This window comes from Martinezella miluonensis (genome assembly GCF_900094545.1).
In the GTDB taxonomy this organism is placed as follows: Bacteria; Pseudomonadota; Alphaproteobacteria; order Rhizobiales; family Rhizobiaceae; genus Rhizobium; species Rhizobium miluonense.
This window is the reverse complement of record NZ_FMAH01000016.1, coordinates 1-21,598: the sequence shown is the minus strand read 5'-3', so window position 1 is coordinate 21,598 and position 21,598 is coordinate 1. Positions and strand designations below refer to the sequence as shown.

The following is a 21,598-nucleotide window of genomic DNA, read 5'->3' as shown; positions in this document are numbered from 1 at the left end:
TCACCTATGACCGCCCTCTTCCTCCGCGACCTGAAACTCTCGGTCCGCGCCGGCGGCGGGGCGTTGATCGGTATCCTCTTCTTCCTCACCGTCGTCGCCATCATTCCCTTCGGCGTCGGTCCCGACCTCAAGCTTCTCTCGCGCATCGGCCCGGCCATCGTCTGGATCGGCGCGCTGCTTGCGAGCCTCCTCGGCCTCGACCGGCTATTTCAAGCCGAGCGTGACGATGGCTCGCTCGATCTGCTGGTCATGCAAGAAACGCCATTGGTGCTGACGGTCTTCATCAAATGTGCGGCACATTGGGTGGCGACCGGCCTGCCCCTCGTCATCGCCTCACCGCTTCTCGGCCTCTTTATGAATATGAACGAGACCGCGATCGGCGCGACGGCGCTCACCCTGCTCGTCGGTTCGCCGGCGATCACTTTCATCGGCGCAGTCGGCGCGGCCGTGGCCGTAGCGCTGCCGCGCGGCGGCCTGCTCGTCTCCATTCTGGTGCTGCCGCTGACCATCCCGGTGCTGATCTTCGGCGTCAGCGCCACCTATGCCGCCGTCGCCGGGCCGCAGCCCTTCCTGCCGCCGTTCCTGATCCTGATCGCGCTCACCTTGTTCTTCGCCGTCCTCGGCCCGGCTACCGCCGCCCTCGCCTTGCGAAACACGACTGATTGATCGCGATGAGATACTGTTTCGTCGATCTGAGACAATGCGGTCGATTGCCGGAAAAGCCATATCGGGTTAAACAAGCCGCATGAGCGATATCAGCCCTGCGATCAGCCGATTTTCCGACCTCGCCAACCCCACGCGGTTCTTGGCGTTTTCGTCGCGTCTCATTCCCTGGCTGGCTGTTATCTCGGCTGTGCTTTTCGCGATCGGCCTTTATCTATCGTTTACGACCCAGGGCGACTACCAGCAGGGCGATACCGTCCGCATCATGTATATTCATGTGCCCGCCGCCTGGCTTTCGATGATGTGCTACACGATCATGAGCATGTCGGCGATCGGCACGCTTGTCTGGCGCCATCCGCTGGCCGATGTCGCCGGCAAGACCGCCGCTCCGCTCGGCGCCGCCTTCACGCTGATCGCACTGGTCACCGGCTCGCTTTGGGGCAAGCCGATGTGGGGCACCTATTGGGTCTGGGATGCGCGCCTGACCTCGGTCTTCATCCTGTTCCTTATGTATCTCGGCCTGATCGCGCTGAACCGCGCCATGGACGATCCGTCCAAAGCGGCCCGCGTCGCCTCCATCCTGACGCTGGTCGGCTTCATCAATATTCCGATCATCAAGTTCTCCGTGGACTGGTGGAACACGCTGCATCAGTCGGAAAGCATCATGCGCATGGATGGCCCTGCCATCGACGCGGAATTCCTCCGGCCGCTCTTCATTATGGCGCTGGCCTTCACGCTGCTGTTCTTTACGCTGCACCTGATGGCGATCCGCAACGAGATCTGGCGACGCCGAATTGCCGCACAGCGCCGCATCGCCGCACGCATGGCAGCCCGGGAGGAGTAAGATGAGCCATCCCTTTTACGTCTTCGGCTCCTACGGCTTTGCTGCGTTTATCATCCTCGCCGTCATCGCCTGGGTATGGATCGACGGACGCCTGCGCCGTCGCGAACTCGCCGCATTGGAAGCCTCTGGCATCCGCCGCCGCTCCCAGCGCGCGCCCGAAGGCGAAACGAAGTGACTGCCGATGCCGACAATAAGGACCAGCCGAAATCGGGCGGCACCGCACGCTATCTGCTGGCGCTGATCCCGCTGATCGTCTTTGGCTGTATCGCCCTTGCCGTTGGCAAGGTCATGTACGACCAGGAAGTCCACGGCACCGACATATCGGCCATTCCCTCGGCCCTGATCGGCACGAAGGCGCCCAAGCTTGCAATGGCGCCGCTCGAAGGTTCCAACCTGCCAGCGTTGACTGATGACGCCATCAAGGGCAAGCTGACGCTCGTCAATGTCTTTGCCTCCTGGTGCATTCCCTGCCGCGACGAACATCCGGTGCTGAAGGAACTCGCAAAGAGCGGCCAGCTCAACATCGTGGCCATCAATTATAAGGACACGAGCGAAAACGCCTTGCGCTTCCTCGGCGAGCTCGGCAACCCCTACAATGCGATCGGCATCGACCCGAACGGCTCTGCCGCCATCGACTGGGGTGTCTACGGCATTCCGGAATCCTATCTCGTCTCCCCGGACGGCACGATCCTCTACAAGCAGGTCGGCCCCTTCACGCCCACCAGCCTGAAGGAAGGGCTCTATCCGGCCATAGCGAAAGCTCAGGGAAAGCCCGTATCCTAGACCGAGTCTCTCTCCTCGCTCCTTCTGGGTGATGAAGAAGCTATTTTGGATCGCACGGGAAATTCAATCCGGCGAACGTGCTCATAACTTCCTCTGCCGGAACATCCTTAAGTGTTGGGTTGCGATTCAGAAAACTACAGAGCATGTCGCTGATCTTTGCGGCATCGACCTGGGTCGGAATACACATATCGACGCCGACGGAGTCGCCGAAATATGCCCAATTCGTCATCGCTCTGGCGTTGGGAATTGACTCGGCTATCCCGCGACGAGCAACAAGGTCATCGCGATTCCACTTATCCAGCCAGCCGATAACGTAACCGGAGACAAATTGCCGAGAACCGCCGCAATCGGCAAGTAGCCGACCGGCATCTGAAAAACCTGCCGGCGATTTGGATGCGATGACAGCCAATAGAGTCGCAACTGCAATGCTCGACATATGCCTCGCAAGATCATAGGCGTCAGAGTAATTCCGCGCCGACGCAATACTGACGAGTGTAGATGCAATTTTATGGCGATTTTTGGCAGCGACCAGAACCGGCGCCACTAAATTCAGAGACCCGTTAAATCCCACTCTGCCAGGTCTTGATCGCCTCGACCGGCCAGACCAGCATCAGAACATTCAGCGTGAGATTGTCACGGATCAGCCAGCCGGTGAGCAGCTCGAAGAAAATGGCAATGGCAATCGTGACGGCCACCGGCGCGCGCCAGGCAAACAGGAAGCCGACCACCATGAACACGGCGTCCATCGCCGAGTTGAGAATACTGTCGCCGACATAGTCGAGCGAGATCGTCGCGGCGCGGTAGCGGTTGATGATAATGGGCGAGTTTTCCAAGAGTTCCCAGCCGGATTCGATCAGCATGGCAACGAACAGGCGCATCGACAGCGGCTTGCGGCGCATGATCAGATGCGTCAGCCCGAAGAACAGGAAGCCGTGGATTATGTGCGACGGCGTGTACCAATCGGCGATATGCTGCGAATTGCCGCTGGATTTCACGACGGGCTCGAACAGCTTCACGTAGCCGCATGTGCAGATCGGCACGCGGCCCATCATATATTCGGTAACGATCTGCACGAGCAGAACGAGGGCGCAAGCGATGAACCAGAAGCTCTGCTGCTGGTAGCGGCTTCGGCTATCGACTGCTTCGATCATTTGCCGTTTTCCGCCGGCTGCTCGATCGTGTGCTTCATGATCAGCGGCAACTGCGACAGGGTGAAGAGGAAGGTGATCGGCATCGTTCCCCAGACCTTGAAGTTCACCCAGAGATTGTCGGCAGCCTTGACGTCAGGCAGGTAGTACCAGTTCGACAGGCGCCAGACGACCTCATTGAGCACGGCAAGGACCAGAAAAAAGATACCCCAACGTAGCGTCAGCTTACGCCAACCTTCGGCATCGAGCTGAAAGGCGGCATTGAAGACATAGCCGAGCAGCGACTTGCCGAAGGCAAGGCCGCCGAGCAGCACGACGCCAAGGAGGGCGTTGATGATGGTCGGCTTCATCTTAATGAAGGTTTCGTTCTGCAGATAGATGCCGATAGCACCGAAGACCAGCACAACGATACCGGAAACGAAGGGCATCAGCGGCAGGTGGCCGAGCATGACTTTCGAAACGATGAGCGAGATCACCGTTGCGGCCATGAACAGGCCGGTGGCGACGAAAAGCGGGCCGCCGAGCGCCGCCAGCTGCGGAAAATGCTGCACCAGCCACTCGCCGCGCAAATTGCCGAAGAAGAACACCAGCAGCGGCCCAAGTTCCAGCACCAGCTTTAGCATGGGATGATGCTTGTCTGCTGCACTTGGGGTGAGTTCATTGTCGCTGGTCGTCATCGCGGCACTTTCACTATCGTCGAGTTTGTTCTTGTCGTTCATTGGCTGCTTCCGGCGCCAGTGCCTGCGATGGCGTTGGCGAAATCCTCAGCCTCGAAAGGCTCAAGATCGTCTACACCTTCGCCGACGCCGATGAAATAGACCGGCAGCTTATGCTTGGCCGAGATGGCCACAAGGATGCCGCCGCGCGCCGTACCGTCGAGCTTGGTCATGATCAGCCCGTTGACGCCGGCGACGTTGCGGAAGATCTCGACCTGGTTCAAGGCGTTCTGGCCTGTGGTCGCATCGAGCGTCTGTAGCACGGTATGCGGCGCGTCCGGATCGAGCTTGCCAAGCACACGCACGATCTTCTCGAGCTCGGCCATCAACTCCGCCTTGTTCTGCAGGCGGCCGGCGGTGTCGATGATCAGCACGTCACTCTTGCTGGCCTTGGCCTGCTGGAAGGCATCGAAGGCAAGACCGGCGGCATCGGCGCCGATCTTGGTGCCGATGAATTCCGACTTGGTGCGGTCGGCCCAGATCTTCAATTGTTCGATGGCGGCGGCGCGGAAGGTATCGCCGGCGGCAACCATGACCTTCAGACCGGCGCCCGACAGTTTCGCCGCCAGCTTGCCGATCGTCGTCGTCTTGCCGGTGCCGTTGACGCCGACGACGAGAATGACATGCGGCTTGTGGCTGAGATCGAGCTGCAAGGGCTTGGCGACCGGCTTCAGCACCTTGGCGATTTCCTGCGCCATGATGCGGCCGACGTCTTCGCTCGTCACATCCTTGCCATAGCGCTCCGAGGCCAGCGTATCGGTGACCCGCATCGCCGTCTCGACGCCAAGATCGGCCTGGATCAGCAGATCCTCCAGATCCTGTAGCGTCTGATCATCAAGCTTGCGCTTGGTGAAGAGCGCGGCGATCTGCCCGGTCAGCTGCGACGAGGTCCGCGCAAGGCCGGCGCGCAGGCGCTGGAACCAGGAGAGTTTCTGCTTGGGCGCTTCCGGAGCCGGCGCCGGAGCGGAGGCGGCGGTGGAGAAGCCCTTGGGGAGGATGGGGGCGGTATCGGCATCTTTCGACGCTACGTCCGTATCTGCCGCACCTTCGCCACCCCCCTCTGTCCTCTCGGACATCTCCCCCACAAGGGGGGAGATCGGTTCAGGGGCTGACTCTTCCGAAACGACATCGGCTTCAGCGTCTTTGGCTTGCTCCGGCTCAACAATTTCACTCTCGTCGGTCCGCTCCAGAGCAACCGACTCGTGCGACGCAGCCACCTCTACTGCCTCTTCAGCCAACCGTTCTTGCTCAGCCGGCGCGGCATCCTCAAACTGATCTCCCCCCTTGTGGGGGAGATGTCCCAAAGGGACAGAGGGGGGTGACGCATGCTCGCCAGGTTCGGAAGCCGGAGAAACATCCGCGACAGGCGCTTCCTGCTCCGGGGCAATTACCTCAACCTGCTGCGAAACCTCTGCAGGCGCCTGCTCCTCGGCCTGCTTTTCGCGGCCGAAGGTGAAGACTTTTTTGATGAAACCGAGCGCCATGAAGTATCCGTTGAAGCATTAAGCCGCGTCGGCGGCCAGAAGTTGCATGTCGAGGTGCTTGCCATTGTGGCCGGTGATTGCGACCTGCACAAGGTCGCGGGGGCGAAGGCCGGGTGTAGCGACAAGCGTGAAGTTTTCCGTATGGGCCAGCCCGTTATTCTCCACAAGCAGCCATTGCCGCGTGCCGACCATCTTGTCCAGATGGGCCTGGTGCAATCGTTGTCCAGCCGCGCGCAGGCGGGCAGCACGGTCTTTGATCAGGCCGCGATCGAGCTGCGGCATCCGGGCGGCCGGCGTGCCGGGGCGCGGGCTGTAGGGAAAGACGTGCAGATGCGCGATACCAGCCTCCTCGGCCAGCCCGACGGCATTGGCGAACATCTCTTCCGTCTCCGTGGGAAAGCCAGCGATCATGTCGGCGCCGAAGCTCGTCTCGGGCCGCAAGCGGCGCACATCCTCGATGAAGCCGATGGCATCGGCGCGCGAGTGCCGCCGCTTCATCCGCTTCAGGATCATGTCGTCGCCATGCTGCAGCGACAGATGCAGATGCGGCATGAAGCGCGGCTCGTCGGCGATGAGATCCATCAGATGCCGGTCGGCCTCGATACTGTCGATCGAGGAAAGCCGCAGCCGGCGGATCTCCGGGATCTGGTTCAGCAGCGTCTTGGCAAGCAAGCCGAGCGTCGGCGTTCCCGGCAGGTCGGCACCGTAGCTCGTAGCATCGACGCCGGTCAGCACGATCTCGCAATAGCCGCTTTCGACCAAGTTACGCGCCTGATCGACCACTGCGCCCATCGGCACCGAGCGGGAATTGCCGCGACCATAGGGAATGATGCAAAAGGTGCAGCGATGGTCGCAGCCGTTCTGCACCTGGATGAAGGCGCGCACATGGCCGTCAATATGGCGGATCATCTGCGGCGCCGTCGCCCGCACGCTCATGATGTCGTTGACGCGCAGCTTCTCTTCCGCCGAAACGCCGAAATCCGGCAGCGCCCGGTAGGAGGAACTCTTCAGCTTTTCCTCGTTGCCGAGCACGGCGTCCACTTCGGCCATCTCGGCAAAGGTCTGCTTCTCCGTCTGCGCGGCGCAGCCTGTGACGATGATGCGTGCATGCGGATTGTCGCGTCGCGCCCGGCGGATTGCCTGCCGCGCCTGGCGCACGGCCTCGCCCGTCACGGCGCAGGTATTGACCAGGATGGCATTGTTGAGCCCGGCTTTCTCTGCCTCGGCCCTCATCACTTCGGATTCATAGGTATTGAGGCGACAGCCGAAGGTAATGACCTCGACCCCGCTCACCGCGCCTGAGCCCCCTGCTCTGCATCGCGCGTCCAAAGCCCCGTGACTGGGTCGACCATGCCAGACCATTCCCACTCGGCTGGTCCAGTCATGACCACGTGGTCGTTGCTCTCAAGCCATTCGATGGTGAGCTTGCCAGGAGCAGGCGCGGAGGCGACGTCGATAGTCACCTTGCGGCCGGTACGGCCGGTGCGGGCGGCACTGACGGCCGTCGCGCAAGCCGCCGAACCGCAGGCAAGCGTCAAGCCGGCGCCGCGCTCCCAGGTGCGGGTGCGGACAAACGTCGGAGAAAGCACCTGCGCCAGCGTGATATTGGCGCGTTCGGGAAACATCGGATGGTTTTCCAGCAGCGGGCCGAAACGATCAAGATCGAAGGACATCGGGTCCTTGTCTACCCAGAAGATCGCATGCGGATTGCCCATCGAGGCGACCGAAGGCGAATGCAGGATCGGATTGTCGATCGGCCCGATCTGCAGCTCGATGCGGCTGGTATCGGCAAATTCCTCGGCAAGCGGGATCTTGTCCCATGCAAAGACCGGCTTGCCCATATCGACCGATATCGTGCCGTCTTCGTGCTCTCTCGCATTCAGAATGCCGGCGACGGTCTGGAAGGTGAAAACCTTCTTGCCGGTTTCGGCCGCCAGCGCCTGCACAACGCAGCGCGTGCCGTTGCCGCAAGCCTGCGCCTTCGTGCCATCGCAGTTCAGAATATCGATCCAGGCATCGGTGCCCTCTGCCTTCGGATCGTGGATCGCCATGATCTGATCGAACTGGGTGGCCGGATCGGCATTGAGCGCAATCGCCGCCGCCGCCGTCACCACATCCTTGCGGCCGCGCATGTCGACAACCAGGATCTTGTTTCCAAGCCCGTTCATCCTCGCGAATTCGACCGTATTGCTCATGGGATCATTCCTATTGTCGAGCTGTATATGGCGGAAACGCGGGGGAATTACCAGTGGGATGATCGTCTCTCGACGTCACGCGACAAGAGACAGTAAGCGATAGCGGAGGGATCGTCATCGGCGTATCCGCCCGAGCGCGATCATTGCCCGACACGGTACACGGCGCTGTCGAGCACTTGAACACGACAGCACCGGGATCTTAGTTGTTGGACCCAGTTACCGGGCAGCGGCCGCTATGGCGCGCTCGTCTTGAGACGTTGCCTTGATCGGAAACACCCAGTCATAGGCGATGTTGAAGACGAAGGCGTAGACCAGATAGAAGGTGACCACGGCAATATCCATCAGAAGCGCCGCGACGAGCGTTATCTCGAGATACCAGGCGATGAACGGGATCAGGATCACGACAAGGCCCGCTTCGAAAAGCACCGCATGGACGATCCGGATACCGATGGTTTTCTGGACCCTGCCGCGCAAGCGCATCAGCGCACGGTCGAAGCCGAGATTGTAGATGAAGTTCCATAGTGTCGCCACGGTCGCCCCGACCACGCCGATGACGCCCATATGGGCGATGGGCTGATTGAAGACGATTGCCGCAAGCGGCGTGAATGTGGCCAGGCCGATAAGTTCAAACAGGACGGCGTGCCGAACACGATCTCCGAAACTGCGCATTTTTCAAGTTCCTACATTTGTTGTCGGCCGTCCTTCTATCAGATAGATTGAGGTAACAAAGTTAGAAACTATCTGGAATTACGATAGATGGGTGTTTCCCTTGAGCAGTTGGAAGCCTTCGTGTCGGCAGCCGAAAACGGATCCTTCTCGGCCGCCGCACGCCGCCTTCGCAAAGCGCAGTCCGCGGTCAGCCTCTTGATCTCTTCGCTGGAAGACGATCTGGGGATCAAGCTGTTCAGCCGGATGACACGAAACCCGACCCTCACCGAAGCAGGAACAAGGCTGCTGCCCGAAGCCAAGCTGCTGCTGGATCGCCGCGAACATCTGATCGGCGTTGCCAGAAGCTTTGACGAACACATCGAGACCCGGCTCGTCGTCGCGATCGACGAGCTCTATCCGGAGCCTGCGATCGGAAACCTGTTTGCCGCCTTTGCAGACCGATTTCCGCATGTCGAGCTGGAACTGCTATCGCCGCATTCACAAGCCATCACCGGAATGGTCCTCGAAGGAGAAGCCGATATTGGCGTGATGTGGCGGGAAGAACAGCTCCCGCCCGAACTGGATTTCGTCACGATTGGCTGGGTTCCGCTCGTCATGGTCTGCGGTCGAGATCACCCTCTGGCGGAAAGCCCGGTGAGCTGGGACGACCTGAAGCGCTATCGCCAGATCATGGTCACCAAGCGGCGCGATGTTGCCAGAAGGCACCAGGTGAGAGTTGCCGCCGAAGTCTGGTGGGTCGAAAGCCATTGGGTTATTCTTCAGATATTGCGACAAGGCATCGGCTGGGCGCTCATTCCCGCCCATATCCTGGCAAACTCCCCACTGGCATCAGAGCTGGCGACGCCCTCGCTTCAATTCGATAGCGGCACGCATCCAGTCGCGCTTGAACTTGTCTGGCACAAACAGCGGCCGGCCGGCCCGGCAGCAAAATGGCTGCGGGAACATTTCGTCGCAAACGGAAACAAGCATGGAATACTGGAGGCGCGCGCCGCTCGATTATAGGTACGCCAAGGTTAGGATCGCCTTTTCGGGAGATTGATGATCGTCGAGGCATGGCAACTGCCGGCTTCCGACATATGTCATGCCAATGCATGCATGGCGCGGGCAGAATATTTTTCGAAAAAATAATCATTCCCGTGTCGGATTGCCGAATGCACGCTCGTCCTAGGCTCGTCCACTCCGTCCATTCAGAAGGAACATAGCCATGCCGAATACCATACGTCTGCACCGCGTCCTGGCCACCAGCCCGCAGAAGGTCTATCGCGCATTCATCGAGGCGGACGCGCTCGCCAAGTGGCTCCCGCCGAACGGCTTCGCCTGCACAGTGCATCACCTCGAGCCGAGCGTCGGCGGCACGTTCAAAATGTCCTTCCGCAATTTCACGACCAACGAAAGCCACTCCTTCGGCGGCGATTTCCGCGAGCTTATCCCGGGCGAGCTGGTGCGCTACACCGACAAGTTCGATGACCCGAACCTGCCGGGCGAAATGGAAGTGACCGTGACGTTGAAGAAGGTCATGGTCGGGACCGAAGTGAACATCACCCAGGCGGGCGTGCCCGACGTCATTCCGCCGGAAGCCTGCTATCTCGGCTGGCAGGAATCGCTGCGCAACCTGGCAAAGCTCGTCGAGCCCGAGATCAATCAGTAAGCCACCACGACCCACTCAAATTCGCATTTGATTGACAGCCGCCCTGTCTTGCAGGGCGGTTTTCGCCCCTCACGCATCCTCGTTCAAACGACAGGCACGTCGAAGACCTCGCCTGCCCGGAGCGGACGAAACCGGCCGGCCTCCACGCCCTCCGCCTTCAACGCCGCATCCAGGGCATGAACGGGCGCATCGATCCCCTCGTCCGTCAGCTGGAAGGTCGCAAAGTGATGCCCGGCGACATAGGCGGCGTTGCAGAGCTTCATGCCCTTGACCGCCTCTTCCGGATTCTGGTGCTGCCCCTTCATGAACCAGCGCGGCTCGTAGGCGCCGAACGGCAGGATCGCGAGGCGGAAGCCGCCGTGCTTGCGGGCCGCCGCCTCATAATTGATGCCATCGTGAAAGCCGGTGTCGCCGACATGATAGATCTTGCCCGATGGCGTGGTGAGCACGAATGCCGCCCATAGCGCCATGCGCCGGTCGCCCATGCCCCGCGCCGACCAGTGGTGGCAGGGCTCGACATCGATGGTCACTCCCGCCTTGAAGGCGATGTGATCGCCCCAGTCGACAACGGTGATCTCGGCGTCGGGAACGGTGCGACGGATGATCGTGTCGTTGCCGAGCGGCGTCACGATTTTCGGCCGATGCGCCTGATGCAGGCGCGCAAGCGTTTCGAGATCGAGATGGTCATAGTGATTATGCGTCACCAGCACGAGGTCGATATGCGGCAGGTCCTCGAAACGGATGCCGGGCGGCACCACGCGCTTCGGCCCGACGGAACGGAAGGGGCTGACCCGTTCCGACCAGACCGGATCTGTCAAAATGCTCAGCCCGGCAATCTGCACCAGCATCGAGGCATGCCCGACCATAGTCACCCGCATTTGCTCGCCAAAGACATGTCGGTCGGGCCTTGCAGGAGGAAAGGCGCTGATGACAGGATTGGGCCAGCGCACCCGGCCGCCACTGAGCTGCCATCTCAGCAGATCGAACGCATTGCCCGGCGCGACGCCGCCGGGATTGAAAAATCGCCGGCCGTCGAAATGGTCCGAAACCGGGCCTTGATAGTACGGGTTCTTCTTGCCGGAGCCCGTCATGGCGTATTGGCTTCCTGCGATCCCGTCGGCACGCCGACTTTCGCGAGCCATTCCTCCGCTTCTTGCGCCGTCAGCATCTCCTCAAGCACTACATTCGCCGGCATGGCGAAAAGTTGCGGCGTGAAGAAGCTCGTATCCCAAAGCGCCGCCCCTTCGACCGGAGCCGAAAGCAGGATGACCTGCCGGCCATCGATGCGGGCAATCGTCTCGACGGGCGCCTCGCCGGAAATCTCGACGAGGCCCGGTGCTTCCGGCTGCACCGTCTCGTAGCGCCACCAGGGCTCGTCATTGCCCTCTTCGGCCATCGTCACGCAGCGCGCCATGTCGACGATGAACCGGTTGGGCGCACGGCCGCCGGGCAATGTCTCGCCGAATGCCGCCTGAATCAGCGTGAACAGATGGAAGCAGTTGACGATATTGTCGTAGCGCAGACGAAAACCCTGCCTGCTCGGCAGATGCAGCAGGAGAAGAGCGTCGCTGCGGCTCAAGAGCACCTGGCGAACCCAGGCCGCACCCGGCGTATAATCCTGCAGCTCGGCAAGCTGCGCCATCAGCTCCTTGTTGCCGGCTGCGAGCTTGCGTTCCTGCGGCATGGCGGAAAGATGCGAAACGGCCGACTGGCCGAGCAGCTGAAAAACATCGAGCAACTGCCTTTGCCGCGGGCTCAGCTCCTTGCGGCCGGCAAAACCGCGATGGATCTGCGGCAACCACGCCAGATAGAGCTCCCACACGGCTACACCGCTGCGCTCCACCGCCCCGCCCTTTTCGACGATGGTGCCGAGCATGTTGGCAAGGATCGCAGCACCCGGTGGCGGCAGGCGGCTAAGCTCGCGCGCCGCCCGCGCTGCGATCTTGGGCTGTGCCTTGGCGCTCGCATAGAAGGCTTGCGCCGCCGCATTGAAACTTGGGTCGACGCGGCCGCCGACGTAAGCGCGGCAGGCGGCAAGAAGATCGGTCAGGGCTGCGTCATTCATTCGGAACTATCTCGGGGAATCGCGTCGTGGTGAGGATCGATACAACAGTTGCAGGGCGGCATTGCCGCTAAAACGACATTCATATAGCGATCTAAACTGCACATCCCAGGCATTTCCGCCGCGTTGGGTTGACTTTGCCGGGCTTTTCCTGTTTATCGCCCGCAATCTGCGACGAGCACAAGCCTCCGAGCCACCGACCGGGACCCGTAAAGGTATAAAGAGATCCCGGAGGTCAACACCCGACAGCGCGATGCGCCCTCGGGTGCTTTTCGGCTTTGCGTCTTGTTTTCGTCATGGAAAAGCACGACGTTTTTGGGCAATGACCTGCGCATATGCGCAAATCCAAATCCCCGAGCGATCGATAAGGAAGAATTGATGTTTGAAAACCTCCAGGACCGTCTTGGTTCCATTCTGAATGGACTGACAGGCCGCGGCGCGCTTTCGGAAGCCGATGTTTCCGCAGCACTTCGCGAGGTTCGCCGCGCGCTCCTCGAAGCCGACGTGGCGCTGGATGTCGTTCGCTCCTTTACTGACCGCGTTCGCGAAAAGGCCGTCGGCGCCGAGATCCTGAAGTCGATCAAGCCCGGCCAGATGGTCGTCAAGATCGTCCATGACGAGCTGATCGAGATGCTCGGCGGCGAAGGCGTGGGCATCGACCTCAACGCTCCGGCCCCGGTCGTCGTCATGATGGTCGGTCTGCAGGGCTCCGGTAAGACTACCACGACGGCCAAGATCGCCAACCGCCTGACGAGCCGCGACCGCAAGAAGGTCCTGATGGCCTCGCTCGACACGCGCCGCCCGGCCGCACAGGAGCAGCTGCGCCAGCTCGGCGTGCAGACGGGCGTCGACACGCTGCCTGTTATCGCCGGCCAGTCGCCGACCGATATTGCCGCCCGCGCCGTGCAGGCCGCCAAGCTCGGCGGCCACGACATCGTCATTCTCGACACCGCCGGCCGCACGCATATCGATGAGCCGCTCATGGTCGAGATGGCGGATATCAAGAAGAAGTCCAATCCGCACGAAATCCTGCTGGTCGCCGATAGCTTGACCGGTCAGGACGCCGTCAATCTCGCCCGCAATTTCGACGAGCGCGTCGGGATCACCGGCCTCGTGCTGACCCGCATGGACGGCGACGGCCGCGGCGGTGCCGCCCTTTCGATGCGCGCCGTCACAGGCAAGCCGATCAAGCTGATCGGTGTCGGCGAAAAGATGGGCGAGCTGGAGGAATTCCATCCCCGCCGCATCGCCGACCGCATCCTCGGCATGGGCGACATCGTTTCGCTGGTCGAGAGGGCCGCCGAGAATATCGACGCCGAAAAGGCGGCTGCCATGGCCGCCAAGATGGCCAAGGGCAAGTTCGACCTCAACGATCTCGCCGACCAGCTCGGCCAGATGCAGAAGATGGGCGGCATGGGCGGCATCATGGGCATGATGCCCGGTATGTCCGGCATGAAGGACAAGATGGCCGCCGCCGGCCTCAACGACAAGCTTTTCGGCCGCCAGATCGCCATCATCTCCTCGATGACCAAGGCAGAGCGCGCCAACCCGGATCTTCTCAAACATTCCCGCAAGAAGCGCATCGCCGCCGGCTCCGGCACCGACGCCTCCGACATCAACAAGCTTCTGAAGATGCACCGTCAGATGGCGGACATGATGAAGATGATGGGCGGCAAGGGCAAAGGCGGCATGATGAAGCAGCTGATGGGCGGCCTCGCCGGCAAGATGGGCCTCGGCGGTGGGATGGGCGGCATGCCCGACCTGTCGAACATGGACCCCAAGCAGCTCGAAGCCCTGCAGAAGCAGGCCGAAGCCGCCGGCCTCGGCCGTCCCGGTGGCCTGCCGGGCCTGAGCGGCGGCGGTGGATTGCCAGGTCTCGGTGGCGCCAAGCTGCCAGGCCTCGGCGGTGGTTTCCCGGGGCTTCCCGGTTTGCCGAAGAAGAAGTGAGAAGGGATCGTTGACCCCCATGATAGATCCAGACGTCAAAGCCCAATTGGGCAACTATCGCCAGTCGATCGACAATATCGATGCCGCACTGGTGCACATGCTGGCCGAACGCTTCCGCTGCACCAAGGAAGTCGGTGTGCTGAAGGCCAAGTACGACCTGCCGCCGGCTGATCCGGCGCGCGAAGAATACCAGATCGAACGCCTGCGCCGTCTGGCAAAGGACGCCAATCTGGACCCGGATTTCGCCGAGAAGTTCCTGAACTTCGTCATCAAGGAAGTCATCCGGCATCACGAACAGATCGCTGCCGATCTGAAGGCGTGATCCCGAAATGCGTGCAGCGGCTTATCGAGAGAGCGCCTGCGACACGTACGATAGAAACGAACATACCGCCCAAACGAAGCGGTCAAGAAAAGCCTAAGGAGATTTAACATGGCACTGAAAATTCGTCTCGCCCGCGGTGGCTCCAAGAAGCGCCCGTACTACCACGTTGTTGTTGCCGACGCACGCTCGCCGCGCGACGGCCGCTTCCTGGAGACCCTCGGCTCCTGGAACCCGATGCTCGCCAAGGACGACGCCAAGCGCGTTGAACTCAAGGCCGAGCGCATCAAGCATTGGCTCGACCACGGCGCGCAGCCGACCGACCGCGTTCTGCGCTTCCTCGCCGAAGCCGGCATCACAACGCGCGAAGCCAAGAACAACCCGGAAAAGGCAAAGCCGGGCAAGCGCGCTCAGGAACGCGCTGCTGAAAAGGCACAGAAGGCCGCTGACGCAGCTGCTGCTGCCGAGTAATCGGACCTCGCATTCATTGAAAACGGGTGGCATGGCGACATGCCGCCCGTTTTTCATTTCCCATCGGCAGACGTTCAGCCTATGAGAGAACGCAACTACAGCGCCGCGCGTCACATGTGACGCGCAAAGGTCGCTGTAGCACTTTAGATCTGCTGCATAATTCCTTAAATCGATTCCGATTTAAGGAATTATGCAGTGATCCCGGCAATCGGCGAAGAGACCATGACGAAACTGCAAAACCCGGTATTGATGGCCACCATCGGCGCAGCACAGGGCCTGAGAGGCGAGGTGCGCGCGCGCGCCTACACATCGGACCCGGCCGCACTCGGCGACTATGGTCACCTGCACAGCACGGACGGCCGCAGCTTTGAAGTTCTCGAAATCCGCGAAGCCAAGAACGTGGTCGTGGTGCGCTTTCGCGGCGTCAACGACCGCAATGCCGCCGAGGCGCTGAACGGGCTGGAGCTCTATATCGAGCGCGACAACCTGCCGGATGACGAACTCGACGACGACGAATTCTTCTACACCGATCTCGAAGGGCTGGAAGCCGTCGACGACGAGGGCACTGGCTACGGCACGGTCAGCGGCGTCTATGACTTCGGCGCCGGCGACCTCCTCGAGTTAAAGGGGCCGGGCAAGCGCCCCGTGCTGATCCCCTTCTCTGAAGCCGCCGTACTCGAAATCGATCTCGAGGGCGGCAAGATCCTGATCGATCCGCTGGCCGCCGGTCTGGTCGACAACCCCGACGACCTCATCGGCAAGCCGGAGAAGCCGCAGGGCAAGCCGAAAAAGTGATCCTCGTTTGGAAGTGACCGCGCCATGAGTTTCCGGGCGACCATTCTGACGCTTTACCCCGAGATGTTTCCCGGCCATCTCAGCACGTCCCTTGCCGGCAAGGCGATGGAGCGCGGGCAATGGGCGCTCGATACCCTGCAGATCCGCGATTTTACCACCGACAAGCACCGCACCGTCGACGACACGCCGGCCGGCGGCGGGGCTGGCATGGTGCTGAAGCCTGACGTGCTTGCCCGCGCCATCGACCATGCCAGCGAAAACGACAACCGCCCGCGCCTGCTGATGAGCCCGCGCGGCAAGCCGCTGACGCAGAAGCGCGTGCGCGAACTCGCTGATGGCGACGGCGTCATCATCGTCTGCGGCCGCTTCGAAGGCGTAGACCAGCGCGTCATCGACGGCCGCGACCTCGAGGAAGTCTCGATCGGCGACTACATCCTTTCGGGCGGCGAGCCGGCCGCTCTGATCCTGCTCGATGCCATCGTGCGCATCCTGCCAGGCGTCATGGGCAATGACCTCTCGGGCCTGCACGAAAGCTTCGAAGGCGGCATGCTGGAGCATCCACACTATACCCGCCCGCAGCTATGGGAAGGCCGCGAGATCCCGGCCATACTCACCTCGGGCAACCACGCGGCGATCGCCAAATGGCAGAGGGAGCAGGCCGAACAGCTGACGCGAGCGCGCCGGCCGGATCTGCTCGACAAAAAGGCTGAAAAATAGCTGCGCCGGCCAGCGCGGCGGCACTTGATCGGCAAGATTGCGTGAGAACCACCTGTTTCAGCCAAATGGATTTCCAGGCCGCCGAAGCGGTATGGCGCCCAACACTCTCAAGCGCTAAAGAGGCAAGGCGGGTATGGAAGAGCGAGGAGGCTCCGGAGGATGGCAAAGGACAACGCAACGGAAGCCGAACAGGCGGGTTCCGCTTCTCGGCTGATCGACGACGGAATCCGGGAACTGGGCGACTGGCGCGGTGAGACGTTGGCCAAGGTCCGGGCTCTCATCAAGCAGGCCGACCCGGATGTGGTCGAGGAACTAAAATGGCGTGGGGTGCCGGTGTGGTCGCATGACGGCATCATCTGCACCGGCGAGACCTACAAGAGCGTCGTGAAGCTGACCTTTGCGAAGGGCGCCGCGCTGGAGGATCCCGCTCATCTCTTCAATTCGAGCCTTGAGGGCAACACGCGGCGTGCCATCGATATCCACGAGAAGGAGGATATCGATGAAGAGGCGCTGAAGGCGCTTATTCGTGCAGCCGCGGCCTTGAACGCCTCGACACGAAAAAAGCCGAAGAAAGTCTGAACGGCATCCAGGCGATGGGATTCATGATAAATTGCCGTTCCAGGCCGCTTGCGGGCCAATAAAGACCACTTAATTCGGCCGCAAGGGGTGACAAAGACGCGACAATAGGGTATGTGCGCGCCCGGCATGGGAAATTTCCCATCAACCACCAAAGAAGAGCAGACGTATCCGCCCCTGCCGTAACAGGCATATATCGCGCGGCGAGACCTTCGGGTCCGACCAAGGATAGATCGTTCGGGCGCTCTGGCTGTTGAAGCAACAACGAGGTTGATACTATGAACATCATTCAGCAGTTGGAAGCCGAACAGGCTGCCAAGATCGAAGCCAAGCGCACGCTTCCCGAATTCTCCGCTGGCGACACCGTTCGCGTCAACGTGAAGGTCACGGAAGGCAACCGTACCCGCGTTCAGGCCTATGAAGGCGTTTGCATCGCTCGCTCCGGCGGCGGTCTGCAGGAAAACTTCACGGTCCGCAAGATCTCCTACGGCGAAGGCGTCGAGCGCGTATTCCCGGTTTACTCGCCGATGATCGAAAGCGTCGAAGTCGTTCGCCGCGGTAAGGTCCGTCGCGCTAAGCTCTACTACCTGCGCGACCTGCGCGGTAAGGCTGCCCGTATCGTCGAAAACACCGGCACCCGCGCCCGCAAGCTCAACGACGCCGAGCGTCAGGCTCTGGCCGAAGAGAAGGCACGCATCGAAGCCGAGAAGGTTGCAGCTGCTCAGGCGCTCGCAGCTGAAAAGGCAGCAGCCGAAGCCGCAGAAGCAAAGGCAGCGGCCGAAGCTGCTGCTGCAGTCGCTGCAGCGGAGCCGGCAGCGGAATAATTTTCGATCCACACGGATCGCGAAGCTTGAAGGCGGCCCTTGGGTCGCCTTTTTGCTGCCTGCCGCAGGCATTGGGCGAAAAGAATATTTCTCAATTCGCTGCCCACTTTAGAGTTGCTTTTCCATTTTTATGATCGCGGCCGTGGCAATAGCCTTGCCATCCCCTTCACAAATATGACACTTTTCCGCCGCGCTAATCGGGGAGATTTCCATGGCATTCCGTCGTTCGTTCCTTTTGGGCCTCAGCGCCCTCGTGCTTGCACCCTTCGCCTCCTTCGCCGCCGATCTTCCGAACCTCAGCGGCAAGACCGTCGTCGTCGTCACCGAGAATGCCTATCCGCCGCTGCAGTTCATCGACCCGAAGACGAGCAAGGCGATCGGCTGGGAATATGACGCGATGAACGAGATCGCCAAGCGCCTGAACTTCAAGGTCGAGTACCAGAACACCAGCTGGGATGCGATGATCCAGGCCGTCTCGGAAGGCCAGTACAACATCGGCATGACCGGCATCACCATCAAGGATGAGCGCAAGCAGAAGGTCGACTTTTCCGATCCCTACATGCGCTCCGAGCAGTTCATGCTCGTGCGCGGCGACGAGAAGCGCTTCACCGATGCCAAGAGCTTCGCAGCCCTCAAGGAAGGCCTGATCGGCGCGCAGCCCGGCACGACGCCCTTCTACACTGCCGTGTACTCCGTACTCGACGGCAACGAGCAGAATCCGCGCATCAAGACCTTCGAAACCTTCGGCGCCACCGTGCAGGCGCTGAAGACCGGCGACGTCGACATGGTGCTGACGGACGGTACGGCCGGCAAGGGCTATGTCGACGCCTCCAATGGCGGCCTGAAGCTGATCGGCGGTCCGCTCGGCTCCGAAGATTTCGGCTTCATCTTCCAGAAGGGCTCCGATCTTGTCGCCCCGGTCAATGCGGCGATTGCCAGCCTCAAGGCCGACGGCACGCTCGAAGCACTGAACAAGAAGTGGTTCCTCGACTATAAGATGGGCCAATGAGCCCTGCAGATCGACATACTGGAAGCCCGCTCTGATGGCACTCCTGGCAGGCCCGGGCGGGCACCGCGGCAAGGATGACTTTCCCTGGTGGTTGGTCGCCCTTGCTATTTTCGGCGTCGTCGCCTCGCTCGCAATCGCGGCGAATGGCCTCTACGCTCAGATCTTCTCTCTTCTGCTTAACGGCATCGGCGTCACGATCTTCGTGACGCTGGTGGCTTTTACGCTTGCCATGCTGCTTGGCCTTGGGCTCGCACTGCTCGGCCTGTCGGACTTCCTCGTGCTGCGGCAGGTCGCGCGCTTCTATATCGAGATCGTGCGCGGCATTCCGATGCTCGTGCTGCTTTCCTACGTCGCCTTCGTCGGCACGCCGGCCTTCGTAGCGGCCTATAACTTCGTCACTTCCCCGCTGGCCTCCACCGGCTGGACAAGCCCGCTCGTCGTCCGCGACGTGCCGTTCGTCTGGCGCACGATCATCGCGCTGACGATCGGCTACTCGTCCTTCATCGCCGAAATTTTCCGCGCCGGCATCCAGGCGGTCGACCAGGGCCAGATCGAAGCAGCAAAGGCATTAGGGCTCAGCCGCTTCCAGCGCTTCCGGCTTGTCGTCTTTCCGCAGGCGATCCGCGTGATCCTGCCGCCGCTGTCCAACGACTTTATCGCGATGGTCAAGGACAGCTCGCTGGTTTCCGTGCTCGGCGTCGCCGATATCAGCCAGCTCGCCAAGCTCTACTACTCGGCCAATTTCCGCTACTTCGAAACACTATCGATCCTCGCCTTCATCTACCTGCTGCTGACGATCGGCCTGTCACTGTTGCTGCGGCAGCTCGAAGCCTTGATGCGCCGCCGCTCCGGCAGCGACCGCTCCGCCTTCCCCCGCATGGCAGCGGCCCAGCCGCCGGGCGCGCAAGTGTGATCGGTGCGGCCAAATGTCGGGCGTACCGACACGCCCTATCGTCGCCATTGCCGAAGGTTTTGAAAATTGATATGAGCATGCCCATGAGTAAGATCATGAGCAAAGACGGACAATACGTCACGGCTTTCGTGCTGCAGGACCACAAGCGCCTGCCGGCACGTTTCTTTGCCATGATTTCGGGCGCGCTCAACAGCCGACTTCGCTGATCACACCCGAGGCCGGCGGTCCTGATCCGTCACCCCCACTTTCGACAATGCCAATATGGATCTGTAGCCATGAGCGCTCCACGCACACTTTACGATAAAATCTGGGATGACCATCTGGTCGACGCGCAAGACGACGGCACCTGTCTTCTCTATATCGACCGCCACCTCGTTCACGAAGTGACGTCGCCGCAGGCATTCGAAGGCCTGCGGATGACCGGTCGCAAGGTTCACGCGCCGCAGAAGACGCTGGCTGTCGTCGACCATAACGTTCCGACCTCGGCCGATCGCCACCTCGGCATCAAGAACGAGGAAAGCCGTATCCAGGTCGAGCAGCTCGCCAAGAACGCTGCCGAATTCGGCGTGGAGTACTACTCCGAAAACGACAAGCGTCAGGGCATCGTCCACATCATCGGCCCCGAGCAGGGCTTCACCCTGCCCGGCATGACCATCGTCTGCGGTGATAGCCACACGTCTACCCACGGCGCCTTCGGCTCGCTGGCCCATGGTATCGGCACCTCCGAGGTCGAGCATGTGCTCGCCACGCAGACGCTGATCCAGAAGAAGGCGAAGAACATGCTGGTGCAGGTCGACGGCCAGCTGCCGCCGGGCGTCACCGCCAAGGACATCATCCTCGCGATCATCGGTGAAATCGGCACCGCCGGCGGCACCGGCTACGTCATCGAATATGCCGGCGAAGCCATTCGCTCGCTGTCGATGGAAGGCCGCATGACCATCTGCAACATGTCGATCGAAGGCGGCGCCCGCGCCGGCCTGATCGCTCCGGATGAGATCACCTTCGAATACATCAAGGGCAAGCCTCGTGCGCCGAAGGGCGAAGCGCTGGAACAGGCGATCGCCTACTGGAAGACGCTGCAGTCGGACGAAGGCGCGCATTACGACCGCATCGTCAAGCTCGATGCCGCAAGCCTGCCGCCGATCGTTTCCTGGGGCTCCTCGCCGGAAGACGTCATCTCCATCCAGGGCATCGTTCCTAATCCGGATGAAATCCAGGACGAGACCAAGCGTACCTCCAAGTGGCGCGCCCTTGACTATATGGGCCTGAAGCCGGGCACGCCGATGACCGAGATCAGCATCGATCGCGTCTTCATCGGCTCCTGCACCAACGGCCGCATCGAAGACCTGCGGGCCGTCGCCAAGGTCGTCGAAGGCAAGACCGTGGCTTCCACGGTCGACGCCATGATCGTTCCGGGCTCCGGCCTCGTGAAGGAACAGGCGGAAGCCGAAGGCCTCGACAAGATCTTCAAGGCTGCCGGGTTCGATTGGCGCGAGCCTGGCTGTTCCATGTGCCTCGCCATGAACGACGACCGCCTGAAGCCGGGCGAACGCTGCGCTTCGACCTCGAACCGCAACTTCGAAGGCCGCCAGGGCTTCAAGGGCCGCACGCATCTGGTTTCCCCGGCCATGGCCGCAGCCGCCGCGATCGCCGGTCACTTCGTCGATATCCGCGAGTGGAACTGATCTGCCTAAAGGCATGAATGACGAAGGGCGGCCCGTTGCAGCCTGTGTGGAAACGTTTGGAGGCTCCGGTTTGACCGGGGCCTCTTTTGGTTTCTGGGTCTATGCGGGTTTTGATGTTATGTTTATGGTG

General features: G+C 61.3%; 26 protein-coding genes. 17 read left to right on the top strand and 9 right to left on the bottom strand.

Annotated features, from left to right (window positions below; all coding sequences use genetic code 11):
- The first annotated feature begins 6 nt into the window (after positions 1–6).
- The 4 genes from ccmB to GA0061102_RS14780 all read left to right on the top strand — a co-directional run bounded on the left by ccmB (position 7) and on the right by GA0061102_RS14780 (position 2,290).
- Complete coding sequence (ccmB, locus tag GA0061102_RS14795) at positions 7–666, top strand: heme exporter protein CcmB (RefSeq protein ID WP_092849431.1); 660 nt, start codon at positions 7–9, stop codon at positions 664–666.
- A 79-nt stretch (positions 667–745) separates the two neighbouring features.
- Positions 746–1,507 (top strand): heme ABC transporter permease, encoded by a 762-nt coding sequence (locus GA0061102_RS14790; RefSeq protein ID WP_092849429.1) that lies wholly within the window; start codon positions 746–748, stop codon positions 1,505–1,507.
- A 1-nt stretch (position 1,508) separates the two neighbouring features.
- Complete coding sequence (gene ccmD, locus GA0061102_RS14785) at positions 1,509–1,682, top strand: heme exporter protein CcmD (RefSeq protein WP_092849426.1); 174 nt, start codon at positions 1,509–1,511, stop codon at positions 1,680–1,682.
- Positions 1,679–2,290 (top strand): DsbE family thiol:disulfide interchange protein, encoded by a 612-nt coding sequence (locus tag GA0061102_RS14780; protein WP_092849423.1) that lies wholly within the window; start codon positions 1,679–1,681, stop codon positions 2,288–2,290. Before ccmD ends, GA0061102_RS14780 begins: the two co-directional genes overlap by 4 nt.
- 40 nt (positions 2,291–2,330) lie before the next feature.
- Here GA0061102_RS14780 and GA0061102_RS14775 read toward each other — a convergent pair whose 3' ends face one another.
- From GA0061102_RS14775 to GA0061102_RS14745, 7 genes are all read right to left on the bottom strand, one after another.
- Positions 2,331–2,726 carry a Rap1a/Tai family immunity protein gene (locus tag GA0061102_RS14775; protein ID WP_092849420.1) on the bottom strand — a complete coding sequence of 132 codons (396 nt, stop codon included), beginning with the start codon at positions 2,724–2,726 and terminating at the stop codon, positions 2,331–2,333.
- Between the two features lie 124 nt (positions 2,727–2,850).
- Complete coding sequence (locus GA0061102_RS14770; protein WP_092849417.1) at positions 2,851–3,441, bottom strand: DUF2585 domain-containing protein; 591 nt, start codon at positions 3,439–3,441, stop codon at positions 2,851–2,853.
- The gene (locus tag GA0061102_RS14765) at positions 3,438–4,157 is read right to left on the bottom strand and encodes a septation protein A (RefSeq protein WP_092849414.1); all 720 of its coding nucleotides are present in this window, start codon (positions 4,155–4,157) and stop codon (positions 3,438–3,440) included. The genes GA0061102_RS14770 and GA0061102_RS14765 overlap by 4 nt, the downstream gene beginning before the upstream one ends.
- Positions 4,154–5,638: a signal recognition particle-docking protein FtsY gene (gene ftsY, locus GA0061102_RS14760; protein ID WP_092849411.1), complete on the bottom strand. Its 1,485-nt coding sequence runs from the start codon at positions 5,636–5,638 to the stop codon at positions 4,154–4,156. The genes GA0061102_RS14765 and ftsY overlap by 4 nt, the downstream gene beginning before the upstream one ends.
- Before the next feature lie 18 nt (positions 5,639–5,656).
- A complete protein-coding gene (gene mtaB / locus GA0061102_RS14755) occupies positions 5,657–6,931 on the bottom strand; it encodes a tRNA (N(6)-L-threonylcarbamoyladenosine(37)-C(2))-methylthiotransferase MtaB (RefSeq protein WP_092849408.1) in 1,275 nt (424 codons plus the stop codon).
- Positions 6,928–7,833, bottom strand: a complete 906-nt coding sequence (dapF, locus tag GA0061102_RS14750) for a diaminopimelate epimerase (RefSeq protein WP_092849405.1) — start codon at positions 7,831–7,833, stop codon at positions 6,928–6,930. Before dapF ends, mtaB begins: the two co-directional genes overlap by 4 nt.
- A gap of 216 nt (positions 7,834–8,049) precedes the next feature.
- Positions 8,050–8,502: a PACE efflux transporter gene (locus GA0061102_RS14745; protein ID WP_092849402.1), complete on the bottom strand. Its 453-nt coding sequence runs from the start codon at positions 8,500–8,502 to the stop codon at positions 8,050–8,052.
- An 87-nt stretch (positions 8,503–8,589) separates the two neighbouring features.
- Between GA0061102_RS14745 and GA0061102_RS14740 the strand changes: the two genes are divergently transcribed.
- Together GA0061102_RS14740 and GA0061102_RS14735 are read left to right on the top strand one after the other, a co-directional pair.
- A complete protein-coding gene (locus GA0061102_RS14740; RefSeq protein ID WP_092849399.1) occupies positions 8,590–9,504 on the top strand; it encodes a LysR family transcriptional regulator in 915 nt (304 codons plus the stop codon).
- Between the two features lie 202 nt (positions 9,505–9,706).
- A complete protein-coding gene (locus GA0061102_RS14735; protein ID WP_092849396.1) occupies positions 9,707–10,150 on the top strand; it encodes an SRPBCC family protein in 444 nt (147 codons plus the stop codon).
- 83 nt (positions 10,151–10,233) lie between these two features.
- On the opposite strand, the gene GA0061102_RS14730 is transcribed toward GA0061102_RS14735, so the two are convergent.
- Together GA0061102_RS14730 and GA0061102_RS14725 are read right to left on the bottom strand one after the other, a co-directional pair.
- Positions 10,234–11,241 (bottom strand): MBL fold metallo-hydrolase, encoded by a 1,008-nt coding sequence (locus GA0061102_RS14730; protein WP_092849393.1) that lies wholly within the window; start codon positions 11,239–11,241, stop codon positions 10,234–10,236.
- On the bottom strand, positions 11,238–12,215 hold the full coding sequence (locus GA0061102_RS14725) for a hypothetical protein (RefSeq protein ID WP_092849390.1): 978 nt from the start codon (positions 12,213–12,215) through the stop codon (positions 11,238–11,240). The genes GA0061102_RS14730 and GA0061102_RS14725 overlap by 4 nt, the downstream gene beginning before the upstream one ends.
- 375 nt (positions 12,216–12,590) lie before the next feature.
- Between GA0061102_RS14725 and ffh the strand changes: the two genes are divergently transcribed.
- From ffh to leuC, 11 genes are all read left to right on the top strand, one after another.
- Positions 12,591–14,159, top strand: coding sequence for a signal recognition particle protein (gene ffh, locus GA0061102_RS14720; RefSeq protein ID WP_092849959.1), 1,569 nt, complete (start codon positions 12,591–12,593; stop codon positions 14,157–14,159).
- A gap of 19 nt (positions 14,160–14,178) precedes the next feature.
- Positions 14,179–14,481, top strand: coding sequence for a chorismate mutase (locus tag GA0061102_RS14715; RefSeq protein WP_004107967.1), 303 nt, complete (start codon positions 14,179–14,181; stop codon positions 14,479–14,481).
- A gap of 108 nt (positions 14,482–14,589) precedes the next feature.
- Positions 14,590–14,949, top strand: a complete 360-nt coding sequence (gene rpsP / locus GA0061102_RS14710) for a 30S ribosomal protein S16 (RefSeq protein ID WP_092849387.1) — start codon at positions 14,590–14,592, stop codon at positions 14,947–14,949.
- Positions 14,950–15,171: 222 nt separating this feature from the next.
- Positions 15,172–15,744, top strand: coding sequence for a ribosome maturation factor RimM (gene rimM / locus GA0061102_RS14705; protein WP_092849951.1), 573 nt, complete (start codon positions 15,172–15,174; stop codon positions 15,742–15,744).
- Positions 15,745–15,768: 24 nt separating this feature from the next.
- Positions 15,769–16,461, top strand: a complete 693-nt coding sequence (trmD, locus tag GA0061102_RS14700) for a tRNA (guanosine(37)-N1)-methyltransferase TrmD (protein ID WP_092849384.1) — start codon at positions 15,769–15,771, stop codon at positions 16,459–16,461.
- A 159-nt stretch (positions 16,462–16,620) separates the two neighbouring features.
- A complete protein-coding gene (locus tag GA0061102_RS14695) occupies positions 16,621–17,040 on the top strand; it encodes a DUF1801 domain-containing protein (protein WP_092849380.1) in 420 nt (139 codons plus the stop codon).
- 275 nt (positions 17,041–17,315) lie between these two features.
- Positions 17,316–17,861, top strand: coding sequence for a 50S ribosomal protein L19 (gene rplS / locus GA0061102_RS14690; RefSeq protein ID WP_092849372.1), 546 nt, complete (start codon positions 17,316–17,318; stop codon positions 17,859–17,861).
- Positions 17,862–18,072: 211 nt separating this feature from the next.
- Positions 18,073–18,870, top strand: a complete 798-nt coding sequence (locus GA0061102_RS14685; protein ID WP_092849363.1) for a basic amino acid ABC transporter substrate-binding protein — start codon at positions 18,073–18,075, stop codon at positions 18,868–18,870.
- Between the two features lie 34 nt (positions 18,871–18,904).
- Entirely contained in the window at positions 18,905–19,783 is an 879-nt protein-coding gene (locus tag GA0061102_RS14680; protein ID WP_092849354.1) for an amino acid ABC transporter permease, read from the top strand.
- A gap of 83 nt (positions 19,784–19,866) precedes the next feature.
- Positions 19,867–19,989, top strand: a complete 123-nt coding sequence (locus GA0061102_RS33890) for a hypothetical protein (protein WP_280949825.1) — start codon at positions 19,867–19,869, stop codon at positions 19,987–19,989.
- 69 nt (positions 19,990–20,058) lie between these two features.
- Complete coding sequence (gene leuC, locus GA0061102_RS14675) at positions 20,059–21,468, top strand: 3-isopropylmalate dehydratase large subunit (protein WP_092849344.1); 1,410 nt, start codon at positions 20,059–20,061, stop codon at positions 21,466–21,468.
- Positions 21,469–21,598: the final 130 nt, after the last annotated feature.

Excerpts from the sequence above, each read along its gene's own strand:
- ccmB (WP_092849431.1), top strand. The coding sequence starts at position 7 with ATGACCGCCCTCTTCCTCCGCGACCTGAAACTCTCGGTCCGCGCCGGC.
- GA0061102_RS14790 (WP_092849429.1), top strand. The coding sequence starts at position 746 with ATGAGCGATATCAGCCCTGCGATCAGCCGATTTTCCGACCTCGCCAAC.
- ccmD (WP_092849426.1), top strand. The coding sequence starts at position 1,509 with ATGAGCCATCCCTTTTACGTCTTCGGCTCCTACGGCTTTGCTGCGTTT.
- GA0061102_RS14775 (WP_092849420.1), bottom strand. The coding sequence starts at position 2,726 with ATGTCGAGCATTGCAGTTGCGACTCTATTGGCTGTCATCGCATCCAAA.
- GA0061102_RS14770 (WP_092849417.1), bottom strand. The coding sequence starts at position 3,441 with ATGATCGAAGCAGTCGATAGCCGAAGCCGCTACCAGCAGCAGAGCTTC.
- GA0061102_RS14765 (WP_092849414.1), bottom strand. The coding sequence starts at position 4,157 with ATGAACGACAAGAACAAACTCGACGATAGTGAAAGTGCCGCGATGACG.
- ftsY (WP_092849411.1), bottom strand. The coding sequence starts at position 5,638 with ATGGCGCTCGGTTTCATCAAAAAAGTCTTCACCTTCGGCCGCGAAAAG.
- dapF (WP_092849405.1), bottom strand. The coding sequence starts at position 7,833 with ATGAGCAATACGGTCGAATTCGCGAGGATGAACGGGCTTGGAAACAAG.
- GA0061102_RS14745 (WP_092849402.1), bottom strand. The coding sequence starts at position 8,502 with ATGCGCAGTTTCGGAGATCGTGTTCGGCACGCCGTCCTGTTTGAACTT.
- GA0061102_RS14740 (WP_092849399.1), top strand. The coding sequence starts at position 8,590 with ATGGGTGTTTCCCTTGAGCAGTTGGAAGCCTTCGTGTCGGCAGCCGAA.
- GA0061102_RS14735 (WP_092849396.1), top strand. The coding sequence starts at position 9,707 with ATGCCGAATACCATACGTCTGCACCGCGTCCTGGCCACCAGCCCGCAG.
- GA0061102_RS14730 (WP_092849393.1), bottom strand. The coding sequence starts at position 11,241 with ATGACGGGCTCCGGCAAGAAGAACCCGTACTATCAAGGCCCGGTTTCG.
- GA0061102_RS14725 (WP_092849390.1), bottom strand. The coding sequence starts at position 12,215 with ATGAATGACGCAGCCCTGACCGATCTTCTTGCCGCCTGCCGCGCTTAC.
- ffh (WP_092849959.1), top strand. The coding sequence starts at position 12,591 with ATGTTTGAAAACCTCCAGGACCGTCTTGGTTCCATTCTGAATGGACTG.
- GA0061102_RS14715 (WP_004107967.1), top strand. The coding sequence starts at position 14,179 with ATGATAGATCCAGACGTCAAAGCCCAATTGGGCAACTATCGCCAGTCG.
- rpsP (WP_092849387.1), top strand. The coding sequence starts at position 14,590 with ATGGCACTGAAAATTCGTCTCGCCCGCGGTGGCTCCAAGAAGCGCCCG.
- rimM (WP_092849951.1), top strand. The coding sequence starts at position 15,172 with ATGACGAAACTGCAAAACCCGGTATTGATGGCCACCATCGGCGCAGCA.
- trmD (WP_092849384.1), top strand. The coding sequence starts at position 15,769 with ATGAGTTTCCGGGCGACCATTCTGACGCTTTACCCCGAGATGTTTCCC.
- GA0061102_RS14695 (WP_092849380.1), top strand. The coding sequence starts at position 16,621 with ATGGCAAAGGACAACGCAACGGAAGCCGAACAGGCGGGTTCCGCTTCT.
- rplS (WP_092849372.1), top strand. The coding sequence starts at position 17,316 with ATGAACATCATTCAGCAGTTGGAAGCCGAACAGGCTGCCAAGATCGAA.
- GA0061102_RS14685 (WP_092849363.1), top strand. The coding sequence starts at position 18,073 with ATGGCATTCCGTCGTTCGTTCCTTTTGGGCCTCAGCGCCCTCGTGCTT.
- GA0061102_RS14680 (WP_092849354.1), top strand. The coding sequence starts at position 18,905 with ATGGCACTCCTGGCAGGCCCGGGCGGGCACCGCGGCAAGGATGACTTT.
- GA0061102_RS33890 (WP_280949825.1), top strand. The coding sequence starts at position 19,867 with ATGAGTAAGATCATGAGCAAAGACGGACAATACGTCACGGCTTTCGTG.
- leuC (WP_092849344.1), top strand. The coding sequence starts at position 20,059 with ATGAGCGCTCCACGCACACTTTACGATAAAATCTGGGATGACCATCTG.